This window comes from Streptomyces sp. NPDC043738, assembly GCF_056436545.1.
In genome coordinates, this window is the sequence record NZ_JBWKCJ010000003.1 from 15,948 (window position 1) to 39,639 (window position 23,692).

General features: G+C 72.7%; 21 protein-coding genes. 12 read left to right on the forward strand and 9 right to left on the reverse strand.

Annotation, left to right across the window (positions count from 1 at the left end; genetic code table 11):
• Window positions 1-29: 29 nt before the first annotated feature.
• Window positions 30-236, reverse strand: a complete 207-nt coding sequence (locus AC0680_RS05440) for a hypothetical protein (protein ID WP_478625140.1) — start codon at window positions 234-236, stop codon at window positions 30-32.
• Between the two features lie 167 nt (window positions 237-403).
• Between AC0680_RS05440 and AC0680_RS05445 the strand changes: the two genes are divergently transcribed.
• The gene (locus AC0680_RS05445) at window positions 404-1,246 is read left to right on the forward strand and encodes a helix-turn-helix domain-containing protein (RefSeq protein WP_478625142.1); all 843 of its coding nucleotides are present in this window, start codon (window positions 404-406) and stop codon (window positions 1,244-1,246) included.
• Window positions 1,228-1,518 (forward strand): DUF397 domain-containing protein, encoded by a 291-nt coding sequence (locus AC0680_RS05450; protein WP_478625144.1) that lies wholly within the window; start codon window positions 1,228-1,230, stop codon window positions 1,516-1,518. Before AC0680_RS05445 ends, AC0680_RS05450 begins: the two co-directional genes overlap by 19 nt.
• Before the next feature lie 73 nt (window positions 1,519-1,591).
• Here the strand turns inward: AC0680_RS05450 and ilvD are convergent, their stop codons facing one another.
• From ilvD to AC0680_RS05470, 4 genes are all read right to left on the reverse strand, one after another.
• Window positions 1,592-3,442 carry a dihydroxy-acid dehydratase gene (gene ilvD, locus AC0680_RS05455; RefSeq protein ID WP_478625146.1) on the reverse strand — a complete coding sequence of 617 codons (1,851 nt, stop codon included), beginning with the start codon at window positions 3,440-3,442 and terminating at the stop codon, window positions 1,592-1,594.
• A 378-nt stretch (window positions 3,443-3,820) separates the two neighbouring features.
• Entirely contained in the window at window positions 3,821-4,453 is a 633-nt protein-coding gene (locus tag AC0680_RS05460; RefSeq protein ID WP_478625148.1) for a TetR/AcrR family transcriptional regulator, read from the reverse strand.
• Window positions 4,450-5,274, reverse strand: coding sequence for a sugar phosphate isomerase/epimerase family protein (locus AC0680_RS05465; protein WP_478625151.1), 825 nt, complete (start codon window positions 5,272-5,274; stop codon window positions 4,450-4,452). The genes AC0680_RS05460 and AC0680_RS05465 overlap by 4 nt, the downstream gene beginning before the upstream one ends.
• Before the next feature lie 155 nt (window positions 5,275-5,429).
• A complete protein-coding gene (locus AC0680_RS05470; RefSeq protein ID WP_478625153.1) occupies window positions 5,430-6,359 on the reverse strand; it encodes a Ppx/GppA family phosphatase in 930 nt (309 codons plus the stop codon).
• 140 nt (window positions 6,360-6,499) lie between these two features.
• On the opposite strand from AC0680_RS05470, the gene AC0680_RS05475 reads away from it, so the two are divergent.
• Entirely contained in the window at window positions 6,500-7,441 is a 942-nt protein-coding gene (locus AC0680_RS05475) for a DUF3109 family protein (RefSeq protein ID WP_478625156.1), read from the forward strand.
• Window positions 7,442-7,572: 131 nt separating this feature from the next.
• Here the strand turns inward: AC0680_RS05475 and AC0680_RS05480 are convergent, their stop codons facing one another.
• Window positions 7,573-9,402, reverse strand: a complete 1,830-nt coding sequence (locus AC0680_RS05480) for a BACON domain-containing protein (protein WP_478625157.1) — start codon at window positions 9,400-9,402, stop codon at window positions 7,573-7,575.
• 241 nt (window positions 9,403-9,643) lie between these two features.
• Here AC0680_RS05480 and radA point away from each other — a divergent pair, with 241 nt between their 5' ends.
• The 3 genes from radA to AC0680_RS05495 all read left to right on the forward strand — a co-directional run bounded on the left by radA (window position 9,644) and on the right by AC0680_RS05495 (window position 13,316).
• The gene (radA, locus tag AC0680_RS05485) at window positions 9,644-11,056 is read left to right on the forward strand and encodes a DNA repair protein RadA (protein WP_478625159.1); all 1,413 of its coding nucleotides are present in this window, start codon (window positions 9,644-9,646) and stop codon (window positions 11,054-11,056) included.
• 126 nt (window positions 11,057-11,182) lie between these two features.
• Complete coding sequence (gene disA / locus AC0680_RS05490; RefSeq protein ID WP_467662578.1) at window positions 11,183-12,307, forward strand: DNA integrity scanning diadenylate cyclase DisA; 1,125 nt, start codon at window positions 11,183-11,185, stop codon at window positions 12,305-12,307.
• A gap of 265 nt (window positions 12,308-12,572) precedes the next feature.
• Window positions 12,573-13,316: a DUF4232 domain-containing protein gene (locus AC0680_RS05495; RefSeq protein WP_478625162.1), complete on the forward strand. Its 744-nt coding sequence runs from the start codon at window positions 12,573-12,575 to the stop codon at window positions 13,314-13,316.
• Window positions 13,317-13,661: 345 nt separating this feature from the next.
• Here AC0680_RS05495 and AC0680_RS05500 read toward each other — a convergent pair whose 3' ends face one another.
• Both AC0680_RS05500 and AC0680_RS05505 read right to left on the reverse strand, forming a co-directional pair.
• Window positions 13,662-14,645: an NAD-dependent epimerase/dehydratase family protein gene (locus AC0680_RS05500; protein WP_478625164.1), complete on the reverse strand. Its 984-nt coding sequence runs from the start codon at window positions 14,643-14,645 to the stop codon at window positions 13,662-13,664.
• A gap of 433 nt (window positions 14,646-15,078) precedes the next feature.
• Window positions 15,079-15,906 carry a hypothetical protein gene (locus AC0680_RS05505; RefSeq protein WP_478625166.1) on the reverse strand — a complete coding sequence of 276 codons (828 nt, stop codon included), beginning with the start codon at window positions 15,904-15,906 and terminating at the stop codon, window positions 15,079-15,081.
• A 375-nt stretch (window positions 15,907-16,281) separates the two neighbouring features.
• Between AC0680_RS05505 and AC0680_RS05510 the strand changes: the two genes are divergently transcribed.
• Complete coding sequence (locus AC0680_RS05510) at window positions 16,282-16,866, forward strand: phosphatase PAP2 family protein (protein ID WP_478625167.1); 585 nt, start codon at window positions 16,282-16,284, stop codon at window positions 16,864-16,866.
• Window positions 16,867-16,996: 130 nt separating this feature from the next.
• On the opposite strand, the gene AC0680_RS05515 is transcribed toward AC0680_RS05510, so the two are convergent.
• The gene (locus AC0680_RS05515; RefSeq protein WP_478625169.1) at window positions 16,997-17,710 is read right to left on the reverse strand and encodes a pyridoxamine 5'-phosphate oxidase; all 714 of its coding nucleotides are present in this window, start codon (window positions 17,708-17,710) and stop codon (window positions 16,997-16,999) included.
• A gap of 613 nt (window positions 17,711-18,323) precedes the next feature.
• Between AC0680_RS05515 and AC0680_RS05520 the strand changes: the two genes are divergently transcribed.
• From AC0680_RS05520 to cseC, 5 genes are all read left to right on the forward strand, one after another.
• Window positions 18,324-19,283 (forward strand): HhH-GPD family protein, encoded by a 960-nt coding sequence (locus AC0680_RS05520; protein WP_478625171.1) that lies wholly within the window; start codon window positions 18,324-18,326, stop codon window positions 19,281-19,283.
• Window positions 19,284-20,045: 762 nt separating this feature from the next.
• On the forward strand, window positions 20,046-20,597 hold the full coding sequence (locus tag AC0680_RS05525) for a SigE family RNA polymerase sigma factor (protein WP_127155366.1): 552 nt from the start codon (window positions 20,046-20,048) through the stop codon (window positions 20,595-20,597).
• Window positions 20,598-20,964: 367 nt separating this feature from the next.
• Window positions 20,965-21,474, forward strand: a complete 510-nt coding sequence (locus tag AC0680_RS05530; RefSeq protein WP_478625174.1) for a hypothetical protein — start codon at window positions 20,965-20,967, stop codon at window positions 21,472-21,474.
• 9 nt (window positions 21,475-21,483) lie between these two features.
• Window positions 21,484-22,194, forward strand: coding sequence for a two-component system response regulator CseB (gene cseB, locus AC0680_RS05535; protein WP_478625176.1), 711 nt, complete (start codon window positions 21,484-21,486; stop codon window positions 22,192-22,194).
• An 8-nt stretch (window positions 22,195-22,202) separates the two neighbouring features.
• Window positions 22,203-23,507, forward strand: coding sequence for a two-component system sensor histidine kinase CseC (cseC, locus tag AC0680_RS05540; protein ID WP_478625179.1), 1,305 nt, complete (start codon window positions 22,203-22,205; stop codon window positions 23,505-23,507).
• The last annotated feature ends 185 nt before the right edge of the window (window positions 23,508-23,692 follow it).

Below are 23,692 nucleotides of genomic sequence, written 5' to 3' on the forward strand. Positions count from 1 at the left end.
GCCGGTCACGTCGCCCGTCACGTCGCCCATCACCTCTCGGCCTTCGCGAGCACCTGGATCAGTCGCCGTACCGTCTCCAGGTTGCAGCGCCCCAACTCAATTAGGAGACAGGGGTGTTCGCGGGTGTAGGCCACCGGGTCGACCCCCAGCGACGGCAGCACGACACCGACCCGCCGGAGCAACTCGGCCAGTTCGCCGCACGCCGCCTCCGCCTCGTCCATCCGGCCTGTGGCCATGGCTCCGCTCCTGTCCGCCGTTTCCGTGTGGGGCCGACCGGTCGCGACTACGGTGAGTGGCCCGGCCATTACGAGGATGGACGGGGATCCGGGTGCCGGGCCCGTTTGCGGGCCGTACTTCGCACCCTTGCACCGTTTGTTCCGCACCTTCCACGGAGGAGGGCACCATGCCGCCGAGACGAGTGGTCACCGGACGCAGTCAGGAGCCGCGCCGACGTTTCGCGGAGGAGCTGCGATTACTTCGCGCGAAGAAGGGCGACAGCCTGCGGAAGCTCGGCGAGGTGCTGGGGTGGGATGCGTCGCTCTTCGGCAAGATGGAGAGCGGCAAGACACTGGGAAGCCCGGAGGTGGTGGAGGCGCTGGCCCAGCGCTACGGGGCGGAGGACTGGCTGCTGACGCTCTGGGAGTTGGCGCTCGGCGATCCGACGCAGTTCAAGGAGCAGTACCGGCGGTACATGACGCTGGAAGCCGAGGCGTTGAGCATGTGGCATTACGCCGTGGGTGTACTGCCGGGCCTTCTCCAGACCAAGGAATACGCACGTGAAGTGCTCGCAGCGGGCGGCATTCAAGGCGACGAGCTGGCGCGGCAAGTAGAGGCGCGCATAGGGCGCAGTGCAGTGCTGGCGGACCTCGATCCCCCAGCCTTCCGCACCGTTCTGTCCGAGATGGTGCTGCGCACTCCGCTGCGTGATGTGGTGGCGTGGCGAGAGCAGTTGGAGCATCTGGCCGAGGTCGCCGAGCGGCCGAACGTGACGATCCAGGTGCTGCCTCGCGGTTCCGCGCTGCATTTCCTTGCAGCCACGGACGTAATGTTTCTCCGGCTGCTCGATGGCCGCACCGTTGCCTACATCGAGACTGCCCTACACGGCGAACTCGTGGAGGAAACATGCGCGGTTGAGCGATTGCAACGCGCGTACGATGCTGTTCGCGACCTCGCGCTGCCCCCGGCCGAGTCGCGGAAGTTCATCGGGCAGATGTTGGAGGATGTGCCGTGCGATCCATCGACCTGAGCACTGTCACCTGGCGCAAGTCGAGCTACAGCAACTCGGACGGCGGCCAATGTGTCGAGGTCTCCGACGACTTCCTCACCGCCGCCACATGGCGCAAGTCCAGCTACAGCAACCCCGACGGAGGCAACTGCATCGAGGTCGCCGACGGCCTCCCCGCCCTCGTGCCCGTCCGCGACAGCAAGGACCCGCACGGCCCCGCGCTGCTCTTCGACGCGGCGGCCTGGTCCTCGTTCGTCGACGCCGTCAAGGGCGGGGAGCTGTCCGGCGGCTGACGCCCCGTACGCACGACGACGCACATGGAGCCCCCCACGACCGTGGGGGGCTCCATCACGTCAACGGGTGTGCTCAGCCGAGCTTGTTCACGTCCCGCACCGCGCCCTTGTCCGCGCTGGTGGCCATCGCCGCGTACGCCTGCAGCGCCGCCGACACCTTGCGTTCGCGCTGCTTGGGTGCGTACACGCCGCCCAGGGCCTCCCGGCGGGCGGCCAGCGTCGCGTCGTCCACGAGGAGGTCGATGGTCCGGCCCGGGATGTCGATGCGGATGCGGTCGCCGTCCTCGACGAGGGCGATGGTGCCGCCGGAGGCCGCCTCGGGGGAGGCGTGGCCGATGGACAGGCCGGACGTGCCGCCGGAGAAGCGGCCGTCGGTGACCAGCGCGCAGGTCTTGCCCAGGCCGCGGCCCTTGAGGAACGACGTCGGGTAGAGCATCTCCTGCATGCCGGGGCCGCCCTTGGGGCCCTCGTAGCGGATGACGACGACGTCGCCCTCCTTGATCTGCTTGGTGAGGATCTTGTCGACGGCCTCTTCCTGCGACTCGCAGACCACGGCCGGGCCCTCGAAGGTCCAGATGGACTCGTCGACGCCGGCGGTCTTCACCACGCAGCCGTCCTCGGCGATGTTGCCCTTGAGGACGGCCAGGCCGCCGTCCTTGGAGTAGGCGTGCTCGACGGAGCGGATGCAGCCGCCCTCGGCGTCGGTGTCCAGCGTCTCCCAGCGCTCGGACTGGGAGAAGGCGGTCGCCGAGCGCTTGCAGCCGGGGGCGGCGTGCCACAGCTCGACGGCTTCGGCGGAGGGCGAACCGCCGCGCACGTCCCAGGTCTTGAGGTGCTCGGCGAGCGTCGCGGAGTGGACGGAGTGCACGTCCTCGTTGAGCAGTCCGCCGCGGTAGAGCTCCCCGAGGATCGCGGGGATGCCGCCGGCGCGGTGCACGTCCTCCATGTAGTACGTGCCGCCGGGCGCCACGTTCGGGGCGACCTTGGCCAGGCAGGGGACGCGTCGCGAGACCTCGTTGATGTCCTTGAGGTCGTAGTCCAGCTCGGCCTCCTGGGCGGCGGCGAGCAGGTGCAGGATCGTGTTCGTGGAGCCGCCCATGGCGATGTCGAGCGCCATGGCGTTCTCGAAGGCGGCGCGGGTGGCGATGTTGCGCGGCAGGACGGACTCGTCGCCGTCCTCGTAGTAGCGCTTGGCGATCTCCACGACCGTGCGGCCGGCGTTCTCGTAGAGCGCCTTGCGGGCGGTGTGGGTGGCGAGCACCGAGCCGTTGCCGGGCAGGGAGAGGCCGATGGCCTCGGTGAGGCAGTTCATCGAGTTGGCGGTGAACATGCCTGAACAGGAGCCGCAGGTGGGGCAGGCGTTCTCCTCGATGCGCAGGACGTCGGCGTCCGAGACGTTCTCGTTGGAGGCGTCGACCATGGCGTCGATCAGGTCCAGCTTGCGGACGGTGCCGTCGACGAGGGTGGCCTGGCCGGCCTCCATCGGGCCGCCGGAGACGAAGACCACCGGGATGTTCAGGCGCATGGCGGCCATCAGCATGCCCGGGGTGATCTTGTCGCAGTTGGAGATGCAGATCAGGGCGTCGGCGCAGTGGGCCTCGACCATGTACTCCACGCTGTCCGCGATCAGGTCGCGGGAGGGCAGGGAGTACAGCATGCCGGCGTGGCCCATGGCGATGCCGTCGTCGACCGCGATGGTGTTGAACTCGCGCGGGATGGCACCCGCGGCCCGGATGGCGTCGGAGACGATCCGGCCGACCGGGGCGAGGTGGGTGTGGCCGGGCACGAACTCGGTGAAGGAGTTGGCCACCGCGACGATCGGCTTGCCGATGTCCTCGCTCGCTACACCCGAGGCCCGCATAAGGGCGCGGGCACCCGCCATGTTGCGGCCATGGGTAACGGTGCGGGACCTCAGCTCGGGCACGACAGGTCACTCCCTCGGAAATCATGTAGCAGCTGAGTCCGAGGTTACGCTCTTGATCCAAGATCTGGACGCCGACTCCGGCATGTGAGACGACCGCCCAGAGTGCGGACGGTGTCGGCCCTCCTCGGCCAGAGGGGAGCGCCTCCTCGTTGGCCGTGCGGAATGCTCCCGGTGACCCCTGCGCGGCCTCCCGGCGACCCTTGCGCGGTGCCTCCCGGCGACCCCTGCGCGGTGCCTCCCGGCGACCCCTGCGCGGTGCCTCCCGGTGACCGCGCGGAATACCTCCCGGCACCCCCGCGTTGTGGCCCCGCAGGGGGCCCTCGCATCCCCTACGGGATCTGTTCGCCCCTCCCCTACGGCGGCCGGCGCGGCCCTCCCCTACGGCTGGGTCAGATACCGCTGGAGCGTCGGCGCGACCATCGCGATGATCTCCTCCGTGTCCGCGGAGGCGACCGGGTCCATCTTGATCACATAGCGCAGCAGCGCGATGCCAATGAGGTGGCTCGCGGCCAGCTGCACCCGGAACTCGGGGTCGGGGACGCGCAGTTCGCCCGCCAGCCGCTGCAGCATCCGGCGCTCGATCAGTCCGCGCAGCACCGCCGCCGCGGTGTCGTTGGTCAGCGCCGAACGCATGATCGCCAGCAGCGGCGGCCGGCTGACCGGGTTCTCCCAGACACCGAACATGAAGCGGGCCATCCGCTCGCCCACCTCGGAGCCGCCGCCCGCGAGGGCGTCGGGCATGGTCAGCGCGGGCGCGAAGGACAGCTCGATGGCCGCCGCGAAGACCTGCTCCTTGGTGCCGAAGTAGTGGTGCACCAGCGCCGCGTCCACCCCGGCCGCCTTGGCGATACCGCGCACCGAGGTCTTGTCGTAGCCGCGCTCGGCGAACTCGGTACGGGCCGCGGCCAGGATCCGGTCCCGGGCGCCGGGCCCGGTCTCGGCGGCGGCACGTGCCGGGCGGCCCCGGCGGCGGGCGGGCCGCTCGGGCGACTCGTCCGCGGGCTCGCTCACGAACCCGGAACCCGGCTCGGCGAGGCCAGATGCAGCCGGGTGAAGGCCAGCGCCTCGGCCAGGTCGGCCTCGCGTTCGGCGGCGGACATCGCCCGGCGGGTGTTGACCTCGACGACCACATGCCCGTCGAAGCCGGTGGCGGCCAGCCGCTCCAGCACCTCGGCGCAGGGCTGGCTGCCGCGCCCCGGCACCAGGTGCTCGTCCTTGGCGGAGCCGTTGCCGTCGGCGAGGTGGACGTGCGCCAGCCGGTCGCCCATCCGCTCCACCATCGCCAGCGCGTCGTTGCGGGCGGTGGCGGTGTGCGACAGGTCGACGGTGAAGTGCCGGTAGTCGTCGTTGGTGGGGTCCCAGTCCGGGGCGTACGCCAGCATCTCGCGGTCCCGGTAGCGCCACGGGTACATGTTCTCGACGGCGAACCGCACGTCCGTCTCACCCTCCATCCGCCACACCCCGCGGACGAACTCCCGGGCGTAGCTGCGCTGCCAGCGGAACGGCGGGTGCACGACCACGGTCGAGGCGCCCAGCCTCTCCGCGGCGTTGCGGGCCCGCTGCAGCTTCACCCAGGGGTCGGTGGACCAGACGCGCTGGGTGATCAGCAGACACGGCGCGTGGACGGCCAGGACCGGTACGCCGTGGTAGTCGGAGAGCCTGCGCAGCGCCTCGACGTCCTGGCTGACCGGGTCGGTCCACACCATGACCTCGACGCCGTCGTAGCCCAGGCGCGCGGCGATCTCGAAGGCCGTCGCCGTCGACTCCGGATACACCGAGGCCGTGGACAGCGCGACCTTCGCATCCGGGATGCGCACCACTGGCTCTGTCACGAGGGACAGCGTACGGGCCGCACCTGTGCCCGGGGCAGGAGATCCGGACGACCGCCGCCCCTGTCGGCGCAGGCCTTCCCGCCCCGTGAGAGCCCCGTGGCCGGTGGGGCTGGGGCGATGCGTGTGGCGCCCCTCCCGTCGCGGCGTGACGAGTCTCACGCGGGCAGGTGGTCCAGCCGCCGCAGGATGACGCCCTCGCGCAGCGCCCACGGGCAGATCTCCAGCGTCTCCACCCCGAACAGGTCCATCGCGGCCTCGGCGACCAGCGCCCCGGCCAGCAGCTGCCGCGCCCGGCCGTCGGACACCCCGGGCAGCTCGGCGCGCTCCTTGACGGTCATCGCGGCCAGCCGCGGCACCCACTCCTCCAGATTCCTGCGGGTCAGCTCGCGCTGGACGTACAGGCCCTCGGCCGAGCGCGCGGCGCCCGCGATCCGGGCCAGCTGCTTGAAGGTCTTGGACGTGCCGACGACCTGGTCGGGGGTCCCGTACCGGGTGAACTCGCTCACCACCTTGGCGATCTCGGCCCGTACCCGGCGGCGCAGCGCGCGCACGTCGTCCGGGTCGGGCGGGTCGCCGGGCAGGGCGCTCGCCGTGAGCCGGCCGGCGCCCTGCGGCAGCGACACCGCCACGTCCGGCTCCTCGTCGAGGCCGAAGGCGATCTCCAGCGAGCCGCCGCCGATGTCCAGCACCAGCAGCCGGCCGGCGGACCAGCCCAGCCAGCGGCGGGCCGCGAGGAAGGTGAGCCGCGCCTCGTCCTCACCGGAGAGCACCTGCAGCTCGACACCGGTCTCCAGGGCGACCCGGCGCAGCACCTCCTCGCCGTTGGACGCCTCGCGCACCGCGGACGTGGCGAACGGCAGCACGCTCTCGACGCCCTTGTCCTCGGCCACCTGCAGCGCCTCCAGGACGGTCGCCACCAGGCGCTCCACCCCTGCGTCGCTTATGGCGCCGGCCTCGTCGAGGAGTTCGGCCAGGCGCAGCTCCGCCTTGTGCGAATAGGCGGGCAGCGGGCGCGCGCCCGGGTGCGCGTCCACCACCAACAGATGGACCGTATTCGAACCCACATCGAGGACACCGAGTCTCATACGGGGAAACCTACTGCGCCGGTGGCCCGCTCCTCACGGCGCGGTGGTTCCCGGCCCGCGGCCCACTGCGCGCCCGGACTCGCGCCGCGGCCGGATTCGGCAATTCCTCAAGGCCGGACCGACCCCCGTACGCTGGACCTGTGGCAAAGACGAAAAAGGCGAAGCACGAAAAAGCGCTGAAGAAGGACGAAAAGCGGCGCGCCAAGGCGGCCGCCGGGGCGCAGCCCTCGGCCGACGAGGTCGGCCTCGACTTCGCCCGCGCGTGGGTCACCTTCCCCGACCCGGCCGATGACGAGCAGCTCTTCCGCTGCGACCTGACCTGGCTGACCTCCCGCTGGACCTGCATCTTCGGCAGCGGCTGCCAGGGCATCCAGGCCGGCCGGGCCGACGACGGCTGCTGCACGCTCGGCGCGCACTTCTCGGACGACGACGACGAGAAGCGGGTGGCCCGGCACGTGGCGCGGCTCACGCCCGACCTGTGGCAGTTCCACGACGTCGGCACGCAGACCGGCTGGGTCGAGGAGGACGACGACGGCGAGCGGCAGACCCGCCGCTGGCAGGGCTCGTGCATCTTCCAGAACCGCCCCGGCTTCCCGGCCGGCGCGGGTTGCTCGCTGCACATCCTCGCGCTGCGCGAGGGCCGCGAGCCGCTGGAGACCAAGCCGGACGTCTGCTGGCAGCTGCCGGTCCGGCGCACGTACGACTGGATCGACCGGCCGGACGACACCCAGGTGCTGCAGGTGACCATCGGCGAGTACGACCGGCGCGGCTGGGGCCCCGGCGGCCACGACCTGCACTGGTGGTGCACGTCCGCGACGTCGGCGCACGGTGCCGGCGAGCCGGTGTACGTCTCGTACAAGCCGGAGCTGACCGAGCTGATGGGCAAGAAGGGCTACGCCAAGCTCGCCGAGCTGTGCGAGGAGCGGATGGCGGCGACGCTGCCGATGGCGCCGCATCCGGCGGATCCCAGGCCGGCGAAGTCGGGGAAGCCGGGGAAGTCCGCGGAGTCCGCGGAGTCCGCGGAGTCCGCGGAGTCCGCGAAGCCTGCGGCGTCCGCGGAGGAGAAGGGTTCCGCCCAGTAGAACGAGGCCCGCAAGGCCCTGGGGCGGGACGGCGGCGTCGCTTGCCACCGTGACGTCGCCTTCCCGGCGGGCCGTGAGGCCTTCCCGGCGGGCCGTGGCGCCTTCGCGTCCCGGCCCGCCGTCGTGCTGTCTCAGCCGGCGGGGCGCGTGGTGTTCGACGGCCTCGAGGTCGGTTCCGGCGTGGTCGGGGCCGGCGTCGGCGCGGAAGCCGTGGGGGTGGGCGTGGGGGACGGGTCCGCCGGGGTCGGCGTGGGCGTGGACGCCGGGCCCGAGGGGGTCGGTGCCGGTTTGGTGGGCGTCGGGTCCTGCGGGCCGGGGCCCGGCTCCGGGGCGCCGAAGCCCTCCATCGTCACGGCGGTCCTGCCGGGACCGATGGCGATCCTGGCCCGCCACCGGCCCACGGGCTCCCGGTCGTGGTCGACGTAGACCGTGATCGTCGTGGACTGCCCCGGCCGCAGCGAGCCCGCCGTATGGCTCATCAACAACCAGGGCGCACCCGACGAGGCCGTCCAGCGCACCGGCGCGCCCCCCGAGGCGCTGAGCGTGATGACCGTCGTCCCCCCGCTCGGCTGCGCGGCCACCGTCAGCCGGCCCGGACCCCGGGCCGCCCGGCCGGCCCGCTCGGACCGCGGCGCACCGCCGTCCCCGTCGACCACCTCGACGGACACGTCCGACAGCCCCGCGCCGGCGCGGTAGCCGGGCTCGGGCGTCGTCCGGGCGTTGCCGGCGTTCTCGTACGGGCGGCCGCCCAGCTGCGCGCCGCTGTCCGTGTCGCTGGCCGTCACCGCCGGTGATTCGTTCGCGGCCTCCCCCGTGGCGGGAGCGCCGCGGTAGGCCGCCCACAGGGCCAGCACCGGCGCCGCCACCACCGTGGCGACGACGGTCGTGGTCAGCGCCCGGGCCCGCAGCCTGCGGCGCCGGGCGGCCCGGTCCGTGGGGGCGCCCACGGGGAAGCCGTCACGGTCGTAGCGAGGAGAACCGTTTGCCCCGCGCGCCCGGCCACCGCGGCCGGCGCCGGGCACGCCCTCCGCGCGCCCCGACCGGGAGCGCCGGGCCGCCGCCAGCGCGGCCAGCACGGCCTCCCCGGGAGCGCCGACCAGCGGCAGCGTGCCCCGGGCCACCGGCGCGGTGCCCGGCCACGCCCCCGGCACAGTGGCCCGTTCGGCGGTCCGCCGGCACTCGGCGCAGTCGTCGACATGGCGCACCAGCTCCCGGCTCAGCGCCGCGCCCAGCAGCATCTGGCTGTCGCCCGCCAGCCGCGCGACCTCCCGACATCGCCCCGACTCGACGACGGCCAGCGCCGCCCGGGTCCGTTCGACCTCGCAGGACGCGGTGGCCAGCAGCGCGCGGGTGGCGATCGGGTCGGCGCCGAGCACCGCGGCGACCTCGTCGGCGGAGAGGTGATGGCGCACCGAGAGCTCCAGCGCCTCGCGCTGCTCGGGGGTGGTGCCCGCGGCCTCCGGCCAGGCCAGCGCGGCCAGTTCCCGCTGCCGCCGCTCGGCGTCGCGGACGGCCGCGGTGCCCGCGGAGCCGGCCGGTGCGCCGTCCGAAGCGCCCTCAGGTCCGGCACCCGGCTTGCCGGCCGCGGTGCCGCCCGGCCTTCTGGCGGCCCCGGTCCGCTCGGCGAGCCGGCGCAGGCAGGCCCACCGAGCCAGCGCGTAGAGCCAGGAGCGGTGCAGCGCGGGGTCGCCAGGGCGCCGGCCGCGGCGGTGCTCCGCGAGCGCGAGCATCTCGCCGAGCACCGCCGCCGCCGCGTCGTGGTCGCACAGGACGGACAGGCAGTACGTGAACAGCCCGTCCAGATACGGCTCATAGCCGTCATGGCCGTCGTCGCGTTCGCCCGCGCCGAGCGGATCGGGCCGCTCGGGCCGCTCGACGGGCTGCGGGCGGCGGCGCCGGCCGTCGCCGCGCGACCGGTGTGCGCCGGTGGAGTGCGTGGGGTGCTCGGGCCTGCTGCTCATCACCCCGGCGACGGTAGGGGGATGATGCAGCCAGGCCTGCTCGCCTGGCACACTTTTAACCCTTACGGGTGACCATCTCCCTCAAAAGGGGACACGAATCGGCCATTGGAGGCAGGGGGGCGCTCGGCGCGCGCCACCCGCTCGGCGCAAACCGGACGGCGACGCGGCAGGACCCGCCCGGACCCCGCTCCCCGAGGACTCGGCGGAGGGCGTTGTCGGACCCCGCCGCTACGGTGGCCCCATGGCAACGCGTAAAACGTCGGGCAAGGAGCGCCCCTCCTACCGCTGCACCGAATGCGGCTGGACCACCGCGAAGTGGCTCGGCCGCTGTCCCGAGTGCCAGGCGTGGGGCACCGTCGAGGAGTTCGGCGGCACCCCCGCGGTGCGCACCACCGCGCCCGGCCGCGTCACGACGGCCGCGCTGCCCATCGGCCAGGTCGACGGCAAGCAGGCCGCCGCCCGCTCCACCGGCGTGGACGAGCTGGACCGGGTGCTGGGCGGCGGCCTGGTCCCCGGCGCCGTCGTGCTGCTGGCCGGCGAACCAGGCGTCGGCAAGTCCACCCTCCTCCTGGACGCCGCCGCCAAGGCCGCCTCCGACGCCCACCGCACGCTCTACGTGACCGGCGAGGAGTCCGCGAGCCAGGTACGGCTGCGCGCCGACCGCATCGGCGCCATCAACGACCACCTCTACCTGGCCGCCGAGACCGACCTCTCCGCCGTCCTCGGCCACCTCGACACCGTCAAGCCCTCCCTGCTCATCCTCGACTCCGTCCAGACCGTCGCCTCCCCCGAGATCGAGGGCGCGCCCGGCGGCATGGCCCAGGTCCGCGAAGTCGCCGGCGCCCTGATCCGCGCCTCCAAGGAACGCGGCATGTCCACGCTCCTGGTGGGCCACGTCACCAAGGACGGCGCCATCGCCGGCCCCCGCCTCCTGGAACACCTCGTCGACGTCGTCCTGCACTTCGAAGGCGACCGGCACGCCCGCCTCCGCCTCGTGCGCGGCGTCAAGAACCGCTACGGCACCACCGACGAAGTCGGCTGCTTCGAGCTGCACGACGAAGGGATCACCGGCCTCGCCGACCCCTCGGGCCTGTTCCTGACCCGCCGCGCCGAGCCGGTGCCCGGCACCTGCCTGACGGTCACGCTGGAGGGCCGCCGCCCGCTGGTCGCCGAGGTCCAGGCGCTGACCGTCGACTCCCAGATCCCCTCACCCCGGCGCACCACCTCCGGCCTGGAGACCTCCCGGGTCTCGATGATGCTGGCCGTCCTGGAGCAGCGCGGCCGGATCAGCGCCCTGGGCAAACGCGACATCTACAGCGCGACGGTAGGCGGTGTGAAGCTCACCGAGCCCGCCGCCGACCTCGCCGTCGCCCTGGCACTCGCCAGCGCCGCCAGCGACACCCCCCTGCCCAAGAACCTGGTCGCCATCGGCGAGGTGGGCCTCGCCGGCGAGGTCAGACGCGTCACCGGCGTCCAGCGCCGGCTCTCCGAGGCGGCCCGGCTCGGCTTCACCCACGCCCTGGTCCCCGCCGACCCCGGCAAGATCCCCGACGGGATGCGGGTCCTGGAGGTCGCCGACGTCGGACAGGCCCTGAGCGTCCTGCCCAAGCGGGTGCGCCGGGAGGCCCCACAGGAAGAGGGCGCACGCCGGTAGACTTTGCCCTGGTCTCGCCCGTCACCGCAGAATTGCCTGCCGGCCACGTACGCTCCGCTGGTACGCCAACCGCAGCAATCGGGCGGGCGGCCTGCGGACCGACAGACCGTGTGACGGAGGAGTGCAGTGGCAGCCAACGACCGGGCATCGACTCCCGGCAGGTCCGGTGGGAACCCCGGCACCGAGAGCCTGATGCGCGCCTCGCTGAGCGCCGTCGCGCCCGGTACCGCACTGCGCGACGGCCTGGAGCGCATCCTGCGCGGCAATACCGGCGGGCTGATCGTCCTCGGCTTCGACAAGACCGTCGAGACCATGTGCACCGGCGGCTTCGTCCTCGACGTCGAGTTCACCGCCACCCGCCTGCGCGAGCTGTGCAAGCTCGACGGCGCCCTGGTCCTCGACAAGGACATCACCAAGATCCTGCGCGCCGGCGTCCAGCTGGTCCCCGACGCCTCCATCCCCACCGAGGAGACCGGCACCCGTCACCGCACGGCCCAGCGCGTCTCGATCCAGGCCGGCTTCCCCGTCGTCTCGGTCAGCCAGTCCATGCGCCTGATCGCCCTGTACGTGGACGGCGAGCGCCGCGTCCTGGAGGAGTCCGCCGCGATCCTCTCCCGCGCCAATCAGGCCCTGGCCACCCTGGAGCGCTACAAGCTCCGCCTGGACGAGGTCGCCGGCACCCTCTCCGCACTCGAAATCGAGGACCTGGTCACGGTCCGCGACGTCACCGCGGTCGCCCAGCGCCTGGAGATGGTCCGCCGGATCGCCACCGAGATCGCCGAGTACGTCGTCGAGCTCGGCACGGACGGCCGGCTCCTCGCCCTCCAGCTCGAAGAGCTGATCGCCGGCGTGGAGCCCGAGCGCGAGCTGGTCGTCCGCGACTACGTCCCCGAGCCCACCGCCAAGCGCTCCCGCACGGTCGCCGAAGCGCTCTCCGAGCTCGACGCCCTGACCCACACCGAGCTGCTCGAACTCCCCATCGTGGCCCGCGCGCTGGGTTACAGCGGCGCCCCCGAGACCCTGGACTCCGCCGTCTCCCCGCGCGGCTTCCGCCTGCTGGCGAAGGTCCCCCGCCTGCCCGGCACGGTCATCGACCGCCTCGTCGACCACTTCGGCGGCCTGCAGAAACTGCTCGCGGCCAGCGTCGACGACCTCCAGACCGTCGACGGCGTGGGCGAGGCCCGCGCCCGCTCGGTACGCGAGGGCCTGTCCCGCCTGGCGGAGTCGTCGATCTTGGAGCGGTACGTCTGACGGGGCCGCTGAAGGCAGGTCCCGGGGGGCGGGCCGCCCGTGCCCACGATCCTGAGCTGCCGGATGCCCCTGGTTCCGGCGAGCCGCCGCGTGTTCCCCACTAGGTGACGCGGCCCGGTCCTTCGGGTCCTCCTTGGTGTCCTTCCCCAGCTCACACCCGTGTTAGCCGGACGTTAGCGGCGCGGCATCCTTGCGATAGCGGCCCCGAGCAGAGTGGGTGACGTACCGAGGAAACCACGACACCGACCGCCCCGGGGGACCTGAAATGAGCTCCAGCACCACTGCCCGCACCGCTCGTCGCCGCACCCTTCGCATCGCCGCCGCGGCCCTGACCGCAGCCGCCGGCCTCACGCTGACCGCGTGCTCCGGCTCGGACGCCACCGGCACGAAGCCCTCGGCGCACGCGGAAGCGGGCACGGCCGGCGCCGAGTCCGGCGGCGCGGGCTCCTCCTCCGACGCGCAGGGCTCCGATGCCCAGGCGAGCCCCGGCACCAAGGCTGACACCAAGGCCGGCCCCAAGCCGGGCGCCGCGGGCAAGCAGTCGGGCGGCGGGCAGGCCTCCGGGGGCGGCAAGGCGGGCTCGGGCGTCGAGCGGTGCCACACCTCCGGTCTGAAGGCGACGTTCGCCACGGGCGGCGACGCCGTCCCGGACCCGGACGCGGCCGGGGCCACGACCGCCAGCGTCGTGCTGACCAACAAGGGCAGCCGCACCTGCACGATCGGCGGCTTCGCGGGCGTGGACCTCAAGTCCGAGAACGGCGGCGAGCGCTGGTCGCTGGCCCGCTCGTCGGCCAAGCACGGCTCGATCACCCTGGGGCCCGGGGACAGCACCGACTTCACGATCAACGTCGCCATGACCAAGGAGGACAAGGGCTTCTACCAGCCCGCCTTCGCGGACGTCACCCCGCCCAACGAGACCCAGTCGATCACCATCAAGTGGCCCTGGGGCACCCTCGTCGACCAGCGCGGCGCCACCCACCCGGCCACCTTCGTCAACCCCATCGGCTGACCGCCCCGCCGGCGCCCTGGACACGAGCCCCGGACATGTACCCGGGACATGAAGCCCGGGACATCTCTGAGCGGGACCAGCCCGGAGCGTGAAGCTCTCAACCCGGTGAGGACGTGTAGCTCTCCACTCGGCGAGGACATGTAGCTCTCCACCCGGCGAGGACTCGTCCCGCCGACGCCGCGCCGAGAAAGTCCGCTGCCCCGTGTGACACACCGGGGCAGCGGACTCTCCGCTTCCCGGGCCCGCGCCCGGGCACCAGGCCGCCCCCCGTTGACGCCCGCGCACCGCGACCAACGGGCCGTACAGCCGCCCCCCACCATGCGCCACCCCCACCCCCACCCGCGCCTACCGCAGGGCCGCCGCCTCCTTCTCCTCCGCCAGCCCCACCGCCGGCCGGTCCGGACGCTGCGGCGCCGTCCCGCCGATGGACCGCAGCCAGGACCAGGTGTCCGCCACCGTCTCGCCGACGGGGCGGCAACGCAGCCCCGCCGCCAGTGCCTTGGAGACATCCGCGCCGTACATCGTGTCGTGCAGCTCGCCCGGCGGCAGCCAGACCGGCAGCTCCGACCACGGCTCGATGCCGGCGGCGAGCACGTCCTCGGGGGCGGTCCAGCGCAGCTCCGCATTCGAGCCGGTGACCTTCACACAGCTCTCCAGCAGCTCGCCCATGGTGGCGTGGCCGGTCCCGCTCACCAGGTTGTACGCCCCGCCGAGGCCGGACCGCACGGCGTCGAGGGTCCACTCGGCGAGGTCGCGGACGTCCACGTACTGAAGGGCCGTCTCCCGGGGACCGGGCGCCAGCACCGCGCCACCGCGGGCGATCCGGCCCAGCCACCACGGCAGCCGCCCGATGTTCTCGTACGGCCCGAGGATCAGCCCCGCGCGGACCAGCAGCGCCCGGTCCCCGAAGGCGTCGAGCGCGGCCAGTTCGGCGCCCCGCTTGGCCGCCGCGTAGTCGTCGGAGTCCGTCGCGTCGGCGGACCCGGCCACCACCGGGCCGTCCTCGCCGAGGCCGTACGCCGCCGGGTACGCGTACACGGACCGGCTGGAGACGTAGGCGTAGGTCCGGGCCCGGCCGGCCAGCAGACGCGCCGCGTCCCGTACGGCCACGGGCGCACCGCTCCACGTATCGACGACGGCGTCCCATTCGCCGTCCTCCAGCGCCGCGAGCCCCGCCGCGTCCGTCCGGTCGCCGTGCAGCGCGGTCACGCCCTCCGGCGGCGCGTGGGTCCCGCGATGGAAGACCGTCACCTGCCAGCCCCGCGCCAGCGCCGCCTCGGTGACCGCTCGGCCCACGAACTCCGTTCCGCCCAGCATCAGTAGTCTCATGACGGCGACTGTGCCGGAGGCCCGCGGGCGAGGCCAGCACCGCACGCTCTCAGCGGAATCGCCCAGAGCGATCAGCCTCCGCGCGACAAACGGCCCTCGCCGCGGATGCCGGCCGCCCTCGACGCGGACGTCAACCCTCAGGACACGGGCGCCAGCCCTCAAGACACGGGCACCGACCCTCAAGGCACGGGCACCGACCCTCAACTGGAGAGCACCTGCCCTCAACTGGGGAACGCTTGCCCTCAACTGAGGAGCGCCGGCACTCAGCTGGGGAGCGCCCGACCCGCAACTGGCCTGCGCCGCCCCTCAACCACAGCGACTCTCCCCGCAGCGGTTTCCCCCACAACGGCTTTCCCCGCAGCGGTTTTCCCCACAGCGGCCTTCCCGCACCGAAGCCTCAGCCTCGACCCGTACGGCGCCCCGCCCCGGTACCTCAGTCCTCATCCAGCACGAACGACGTACGGACCGCCTTCAGGCCCGGCACCTTCGCCTCGATCAGATACTTGCCGGCCGGCACCGTCGCCGAACTCGGCGTCGCGCACCGCGGGGCGCTGGCGTGGCGGTCCCACCCGAGGGTGCGCTTCACGGAGCCCTCGGCCGGCACCTTCAGCAGCGCGGGGGCGGTGCCCGACGGGCAGTCGTTCGAGGCCCATACCGGGTCGTCTCCGGCGGTGTCGGTGATGGTGACCACCGCGGCCTTCTGTCCGAGGTCCACCTTGCAGGCCGCACCGGCCGTGTTTTTGATCGTCAGCTCGAACGACGGCCGCTTGCCGGGAGCGTAGGAGTCCTTGACGCTGCGGAGGGTCAACTCCACCTTGGGCGATGTGCAGTTGGGGAGGGACGAACCGGCCGGCACCACGCTTCCGGAGCCCTGACCGATCGGACCACTGCCGGACCCCGAACCGGAACCACCCGAGCCGGAGCCACCACTGGCACCACCGCTACCGCCGGAGGCTCCCGAACCACCGCCGGAGCCGGAGTCCGAACCCGACTCCCCGCCGCCGCCCGACTCGTCGCGCCCGCCCGGCTTCTGAGTGATCGCCGGGCCGGTGGAGGAGGGGCCGGGCGTGATGGAGGTCGCGGGTCCCTTGCCGTGCGAACCGCCCTTGCCCTCTTCGCTGTTCGCACCGCCGTCGCCACCCAGATTGAGTGCCCAGACGACCAGAACGGTGAGCAGGACGACGATGGCCAGCGCAACGGCCCTCCGCCGCCAGTAGATGGAGGAGGGAAGCGGCCCGATCGGATTGCGCAGTGATCCCACGCGGAAACTCTACGAGAGATCCGTGGCCACACCGGCCACTACCCGCCGCATCCGACTGCAACTTTTCCCATTATCGGCCCGGAGTCGGCTCGCCGGCCGCGTTTACCGCCGTAACGGGCCTGATGCCCCGTTAGGCGAGGTCTGCTCCCTCCGGCCTCACTTTCGCCGGGTACCCCTCCACGCTTCCGCCCGTCGCCCCCTCCACGCTTCCGCCCGTCGCCCCTCCACCCTTCGCCCGCCCCCTCCTCCCATCGCCCGCCATCCCCCTCGCCGGTTGCCCCCTCCCGTCACCGACTGCCCCCTCCCATCCCCGGTTGCTCCCTTCCGCCGTTCGTACGCCGCACCGCGGCCGCCACGGCCGTACCGTTGATGATCATGAACAGCATCACCCTCTACCGCGACCTCACCGACCTGGCGCACGACGCGCCCAACTGGCTCCGCACCCTCGCCGACATCGGCACCGAGGGCGGGTTGCTGCTCCTGATGGCAGTGGCGGTCCTGGGGTGGTGGCGGTCCCGCAGCGGCACGGCGCGAAGCGTCGCGCTCGCGGTGCTGGTGCCGATAGCCACCGCGGTCGCGTACCTGCTGAGCGAGCTGGTCAAGAGCCTGGTGGACGAGGAGCGCCCATGCCGGGCGGTGGCGGGCGCGGCCGCCTCGATCGTCCCCTGTCCGCCCGAGGGCGACTGGTCCTTCCCCAGCAACCACTCGACGATCGCCGCGGCGCTGGCGGTCGGCATCGCCATCGCCTGGCGGGCCGCCGCCTGGGTGGCACTGCCGATCGCCCTGCTCACCGGCTTCTCCCGCGTGTTCGTCGGCGTCCACTACCCGCATGACGTGGCCGCCGGCCTGGCCCTGGGCGCGGCGGTGGCGGCACTCGGCGCGGCACTCCTCGGCCCTCCGGCGACCGACCTGGTCCTGCGGATGCGGGCGGGCCGGTGGCGGGTGCTGGTCGAGGCTTAGGAACAGCTAATGGGGTGCCTGCGCAGGAAACGTGGGGTGCTGACTTAGGCGCTACGGGGCGCTTGCGGAAGAACTGAAGAACTACAGGGCACAACGGGGCGCAACGGGGGCGCCGCACGGGGCTATGGGACTACGGGGCGTCCGCTCGCCGCCACTCCTCCTTGTGGCCGAAGCCCTGCCCGTTGTCGATCAGTCGGAGCCAGTCGGGGCGCAGCTCCCACAGGGTGGTGCGCTCGAGTGCGGCGCGGAGCCGGTCGCTCGCCTCGACGAAGGGGAAGCGCTCGGTGTAGGTCCGCCAGCCGGCCGCCCGGTCGGCGCCGGCCAGGGGCCGGCAGTGGCCCCGGCCCTGTAGCCCCGTCAGCCCGCTCCACTCCTGGCCGTCCCGCTGCGCGGTGAACGCGACCCGGGCGCCGGGCTCGGCGAGGGCCCGGCCGTGCCGGGTCGTGGTCGCGGTGACGAAGTACAGCACGGGGTCGGAGGGGGGACCGACCAGGGCCGTTCTGGTGTCATCGCCGGAGCCGGCCGGGTTCGCCGCGCCCAGCGCTTCGGCCGCGTACAGCACCGCGCAGGCCTGTGGTCCGTCCTCATCCACGTACGCCAGCGTCATCGTCGTATGCGCGGCCAGCGCCTGGCGGATCGCCACGGGGCAGGCCGCTGCTCCGTCCACCGCGCCCGCGTCCGCCACGCCGCCGACTTCGCCCGCGTCGCCCGCCTCCGCCGCGCGGCCTGTGCCTGCCGCGCCGCCAGCGGCCTCCGCGCCGCCGCTTACTGCTTTACCGCCGGTGGCCTTCGCGCCGCCGCTGGCTGCTCTACCGCCGCCGGCGTCCGTATCGCTGTCGCTCATCCCGTGTCCGCTCCACTCTCCGCCGCGCGCCCGCATTCCTGCTCCGCCCTGCGCCTGCATCCCTGCTCCGTCACGCGCCGGCCGGCATCCCCGCCCCGTCACGCGCCCGCATCCTCGCTCGCTCGCCGCCTCCACTATTCAAGCAACGATTACGGAGAGTAATCAGTTCCCTCGGATTGTAGTCGCACGTCCGGGCCCGCTCCGAGCCTCCTCGGTTCACCCGTCTCAAGCCTGGCCCATCGGCCTTCACCCGTCTCAAGCCTGGCCCATCGGCGGTTCACCCGTCTCAAGCCTGGCCCTTCCTCGGACCAGCCATCTCAAGCGTGGCCGTCCTCGGACCGCCCGCCTCAAGCCCGGCCCTCATCGGCCCTCATCGGCCGTCATCGGCCGTCATCGACCTTCCGCCGGCCCGCCCGCCGGCTCGTCGTCAGTCGGTCATCGGCCCGCCGACGGCTCGCCGTCAGCTAGTCGCCGGCCCGTCGTCGGCTCGGTGCGTACCGCCGGTAGCCGCCACCCGTGCGTATGTAGTCGTCCTGCGTGCGGGTGGGCGTGCGGCGGGGCGGGCCCGGCGCGTTTCCCGGGTGCCCGCGGACGTGCCAGGATCGACGGTGCCATGACTTCGACGCCTGTCACCTCCACTGCCACGACCGCCGCCGCCGAGACCGCCTCCGCCGCCACCTCGGCCGCGGGGGCCGCAGACGGGACCGCGCTGCACGGCCCGGTCACCGACTGGTTCGACGAGCACGCCCGCGATCTGCCCTGGCGCCGCCCCGAGGCGGGCGCCTGGGGCGTGATGGTGAGCGAGTTCATGCTGCAGCAGACCCCGGTCAGCAGAGTGCTGCCGGTGTACGAGCAGTGGCTGGCCCGCTGGCCGCGCCCCGCCGATCTGGCCGCCGAGGCGCCGGGCGAGGCGGTTCGTGCCTGGGGCCGGCTGGGCTATCCGCGGCGCGCGCTGCGCCTGCACGCCGCCGCGTCCGCCATACAGGAACGGCATGGCGGTGACGTCCCGCGCGAGCACAGCCAGTTGCTGGCGCTGCCCGGTGTCGGTGAGTACACCGCCGCGGCGGTGGCGTCCTTCGCGTACGGGCAGCGGCACGCCGTGCTGGACACCAATGTGCGCCGGGTGTTCGCCCGCGCGGTGGCCGGCCGGCAGTACCCGCCGAACGCCACCACCGCCGCGGAGCGCAAGCTCGCCCGTCAGCTGCTGCCCGACGACGAGCGGCTGGCGGCGCGCTGGGCGGCCGCCACGATGGAGCTGGGTGCGCTGTTGTGCACGGCGCGCACGCCGGAGTGTCACCGCTGCCCGATCGCCGCGCGGTGCGCCTGGCGGCTGGCGGGCTCCCCGGCGCACGACGGTCCGCCGCGGCGGACGCAGACGTACGCGGGTACCGATCGGCAGGTGCGCGGCAAGCTGCTCGCCGTGCTGCGCGAGGCGGTGACGCCGGTGCCGCAGCAGGTGCTGGACGCGGTGTGGGACGAGCCGGTGCAGCGGGCCCGGGCGCTGGACGGTCTGGTGTCGGATGGCCTGGTGGAGCCGCTGGGCGGTGGCCGGTACCGGCTGCCGCTGTCGTAGGCCGGGGCACGACGGCCGGCCGGCATGTCGCGGCCGGGGCTCCGGGCCGTCGCGTTGCGGCCATCGGCCCCGGCCGTCATCGCGCGGCCGTCATCACGCGGCCGTCCTATGCCGTCATCACACGGCCGTCACATACAGCCGCCCGGTACGGACGACCCGGTGCCGATGACCCGGTACGGATGACCCGGTGCGGATGGACGGATGCCCCGGTGCGAATGGCTCGGCGCGGATGAACGGTACGGACTGCCCGGTACGGACTGCCCGGTACGGATGGCTCGGCGCGGATGAACGGTACGGACTGCCCGGTGCGGACTGCCCCGTGCGGATGACCCGGTACCGACGGCCGCTCGTCCGTGGAGAGCCTCCGGGCGGAACGCGGCCGCCGCGCCCACTGAGCGTGCCCTGACCTCGCGTCAGCACCTCATGCCAGGGGGAAGTCGATCCCCGGAAGGCGCGCTCCGTGTTGACTGGGAGTTGGCCGAGAGGGGCCTCGGCGCGGCCCGGCGCCCGCCTCAACGCGCCTCATAGGCCTTGTGGTGGGGGCGCTTGTCCCCCCGGAGTATGACCCGCCTGGACGCGCCGTCCGTCCGAGGTATGACCCCCGGAGGGCTGTTACACAACCGACGGTTTTCCGTGCATTCGCTGTGGGCCCGACGCACACTACGCCGCAACACCCCCTCCGTAGCGTCTTCCTCGCGCTGGAGACGACGACCACCAGCGCGGACAACGTGGGGAATCGCAATGCGGATCGGAGGCGTCGGAATGGCGACCAGCGGCGGCAAGGTACTGGACTTCGAAGAGTACGTTCGTACGCGGCAGGAGGCCCTGCTGCGCAGCGCCCGGCGCCTGGTGCCCGATCCGGTCGACGCGCAGGATCTGCTGCAGACGGCACTGGTGCGCACGTACGGCCGCTGGGACGGCATCGCGGACAAGTCGCTGGCCGATGCCTACCTGCGCCGCGTCATGATCAACACGCGGACGGAGTGGTGGCGGGCGCGCAAGCTGGAGGAGGTGCCCACCGAGCAGCTCCCGGACGCGAGCGTGGACGACGGCACCGAGCAGCGCGCCGACCGTGCCCTGCTGATGGACATCCTCGGGGTGCTGGCTCCCAAGCAGCGCAGCGTCGTGGTGCTGCGGCACTGGGAGCAGATGAGCACGGAGGAGACCGCCGCCGCGCTCGGTATGTCGACGGGTACGGTGAAGAGCACGCTGCACCGTGCGCTGGCCCGGCTGCGGCAGGAGCTGCAGATGCGGGACATCGACGCGCGGATGCTGGAGCGCGGCGAGCAGGAGCGGGAGCGGTGCGCGGCCTGACGGTCGGCCCACGGCATCCGGCACGGAGCGGGACGACGACGATCGGCGCGACGACGAACAGCGCGGCATTATGTGCGGCGGCCCGGCATGAGATGGCCGTCACCCCCGCAGGGGCCGTACGGTTCACGACTCCACGCGCGACAATCACATCAGGAACAGCAGCGGGAGCGGCGGCTGTGCGAGCAGCGCGGTGAGCGGGAGCGGTTTGTCCAGGAACAGGTTGACCAGGATCGGGTTGACCAGAGGCGGCGGCGCGGCCACGGCAGGGGTGGCCGCCGTCGGCCTTTTGCTGGCCGGGTGCAATCCGGGGGGCGAGGGCGTCCGCAGTGAGGGCGCGGCCGGCCATACGCCCGCGGCGAGGGGTGCGGTGAGCAGTGCGCCCAGCCCGACCTCGTCCGCCGGCTTCAAGAAGGTCGATGCCGTCGCGCTGATGAGGGACGACCCGAAGGTCGGCGCGGATGTGAAGAAGTCCCTGTACAAGCCGTGTGCCGCCGATGAGTATCCGGTCGAGGTGACGTATGCGTCGCTGACCGGCGGCAAGTCTCCGGATGTCATCGTCAATGTCATGACCTGCGCGGATTCGGTGGGTATCGGCTCTTACGTCTACCGCAGGGACAGCGGCGCGAAGAGCGGGTATGACAACGTGTATGCGAACGAGCAGCCGTCGGTCTCCGCCGGGGTCAACAAGGGTGAGCTGGAGGTCTCCAAGCAGACCTATGAGGCCGGCGACAAGGTGTGCTGTCCCTCCGGGGAGGACGTGCTGACCTATCACTGGGCGGACGGCCGCTTCACCGAGTTCGCGAAGTACCACACCGACTACAGCAAGACCACCGCCGACGGCCCGCAGCCGGACGGCGGCACGGCATCGGAGGGTTGAGACAACCGCATGGCCGAGACCCATGTGCTCTTCGTCGAGGACGACGACGTCATTCGTGAGGCCACTCAGCTGGCGCTGGAGCGGGACGGTTTCGTGGTCACCGCGATGCCCGACGGGCTGGCGGGCCTGGAGGCGTTCCGCGCCGACCGTCCGGACATCGCGCTGCTCGATGTGATGGTGCCGGGCCTCGACGGTGTCAGTCTGTGCCGCCGGATCCGTGACGAGTCGACGGTTCCGGTGATCATGCTGTCGGCGCGTGCCGACTCCATCGATGTGGTGCTCGGGCTGGAGGCGGGTGCCGACGACTACGTCACCAAGCCGTTCGACGGCGCGGTGCTGGTGGCCCGGATCCGCGCGGTGCTGCGCCGCTTCGGTCACGCCAGCGGCCCGGAGGGGGCGCGGCCCGCCGCCGCGGAGGAGGAACATCCGGCGGAGGCGGTGCTGCGGTTCGGTGATCTGGAGGTCGACACCGAGGGCATGGAGGTGCGCAAGGGCGGCGAGAACGTCGCGCTGACGCCCACCGAGATGAGGCTGCTGCTGGAGTTCTCCAACGCTCCGGGTACGGTCCTTTCGCGCGACCGGCTGCTGGAACGGGTCTGGGACTACGGCTGGGGTGGTGACACCCGGGTCGTGGACGTGCACGTCCAGCGGTTGCGCGGCAAGATCGGCCAGGACCGGATCGAGACGGTCCGCGGCTTCGGATACAAGCTGAGAGGCTGACACCTCCGGTGGTCAGGCTGGCCCTGCGGACGGGTCTGAGATGGAAGCTCAGCGCCGCGATCGCGCTCGTCGGAGCGTTGGTCGCGATCGCGCTGAGCCTTGTCGTGCACAATGCGGCCCGCCATTCCATGCTCGACAACAGCCGTGACGTCCAGGTCGAGCGGCTCAACTTCACGCAGAAGATCTTCGAGTCCACCAACCGGCTGCAGTTCGGCGCGAAGATCGACGATCCGGCGCTGCCGCCGGCGCTGCGCGCGGAGGTCGCCAAGAACAAGCGGGCGACCTATCTGCAGGACACCGGTGAGACCGCCCCGGAGGTGTGGGCGGCTTCGCCGCTGAGCAACGGCCGGGTGCTGTCGGTCCACGACCGTTTCCCGGACCGCTTCGCCGTCCTGGACGATCTGGATCAGGCGCTGCTGATCGGCTCGACCGCGGTCGTGGTGGGGGGCTGTGCGCTGGGTGTCCTGGTGGGCGGGCGGCTCTCCAGTCGGCTGCGCAAGGCGGCCGCGGCGGCGGGCAAGCTGGCCGACGGTGACACGTCGGTACGAATCCGGGACGAGGTCGGCGGCGGCCGGGTGCACGACGAGACCGACGATCTGGCCTGGGCGGTGGACGCGATGTCGGACGCCCTCCAGGAGCGCATCGAGGCCGAGCGCCGGGTCACCGCCGATATCGCGCATGAACTGCGCACTCCGGTCACGGGTCTGCTGACGGCGGCGGAGCTGCTGCCGCCGGGCCGCCCTTCGGAGCTGGTGCGCGACCGGGCGCAGGCGCTGCGCACCCTTGTGGAGGACGTGCTGGAGGTGGCGCGGCTCGACGGTTACGCGGAGCGCGCGGAGCTGCAGGACGTGATGATCGGCGAGTTCGTCTCCCGGCGGGTGCGGGCGCTGGATCCGGAGATCACCGTCGATGTCGTACGGGACGCGGAGGTCACGACGGATCCGCGCCGCCTGGAGCGGATTCTGGGCAATCTCATCGCCAACGCCGCCCGGCACGGCAAGCCGCCGATCGAGGTGACCGTCGAGGGCCGGGTGGTGCGGGTGCGTGACCACGGCGGTGGTTTCCCCGAGGCGCTGCTGCGGGAGGGGCCCAGTCGTTTCCGTACCGGCAGCAGCGACCGTGCGGGGCGGGGCCATGGCCTGGGCCTGACGATCGCGGCGGGGCAGGCGCGGGTGCTGGGCGCGCGCCTGACGTTCCGCAACGCGGACGAGGTGACCGACGGTTCGACGGGCGCCGTGTCCGTCTTGTGGCTGCCGGAGAACGCGCCGACCAATACGGGGAGCTTTCCGGTGATCAATCTCCCGGATCGCTAGACGCTTTGCGCTTGGCCCGCCTCCCACGTTTTCGGCTTTCCCGCCGTGGGGGTTTCGCTTGGTTCGCCTGCGGCGGGCTGGGTGCCGCTGCGCGGGGCTGTTCGGCTGCCGGTGACGGCCCTGCGGGGGAGGGGGGGGGGGGCGCCCCCCCCCCCCTCCCCCCCCCCCCCCCCCCCCGACCACCC

Excerpts from the sequence above, each read along its gene's own strand:
- AC0680_RS05480 (WP_478625157.1), bottom strand. The coding sequence starts at position 9,402 with ATGAGCAGCAGGCCCGAGCACCCCACGCACTCCACCGGCGCACACCGG.
- AC0680_RS05495 (WP_478625162.1), top strand. The coding sequence starts at position 12,573 with ATGAGCTCCAGCACCACTGCCCGCACCGCTCGTCGCCGCACCCTTCGC.
- AC0680_RS05515 (WP_478625169.1), bottom strand. The coding sequence starts at position 17,710 with ATGAGCGACAGCGATACGGACGCCGGCGGCGGTAGAGCAGCCAGCGGC.
- AC0680_RS05440 (WP_478625140.1), bottom strand. The coding sequence starts at position 236 with ATGGCCACAGGCCGGATGGACGAGGCGGAGGCGGCGTGCGGCGAACTG.
- AC0680_RS05470 (WP_478625153.1), bottom strand. The coding sequence starts at position 6,359 with ATGAGACTCGGTGTCCTCGATGTGGGTTCGAATACGGTCCATCTGTTG.
- cseB (WP_478625176.1), top strand. The coding sequence starts at position 21,484 with ATGGCCGAGACCCATGTGCTCTTCGTCGAGGACGACGACGTCATTCGT.
- AC0680_RS05445 (WP_478625142.1), top strand. The coding sequence starts at position 404 with ATGCCGCCGAGACGAGTGGTCACCGGACGCAGTCAGGAGCCGCGCCGA.
- AC0680_RS05510 (WP_478625167.1), top strand. The coding sequence starts at position 16,282 with ATGAACAGCATCACCCTCTACCGCGACCTCACCGACCTGGCGCACGAC.
- radA (WP_478625159.1), top strand. The coding sequence starts at position 9,644 with ATGGCAACGCGTAAAACGTCGGGCAAGGAGCGCCCCTCCTACCGCTGC.
- AC0680_RS05525 (WP_127155366.1), top strand. The coding sequence starts at position 20,046 with ATGGCGACCAGCGGCGGCAAGGTACTGGACTTCGAAGAGTACGTTCGT.
- AC0680_RS05520 (WP_478625171.1), top strand. The coding sequence starts at position 18,324 with ATGACTTCGACGCCTGTCACCTCCACTGCCACGACCGCCGCCGCCGAG.
- AC0680_RS05500 (WP_478625164.1), bottom strand. The coding sequence starts at position 14,645 with ATGAGACTACTGATGCTGGGCGGAACGGAGTTCGTGGGCCGAGCGGTC.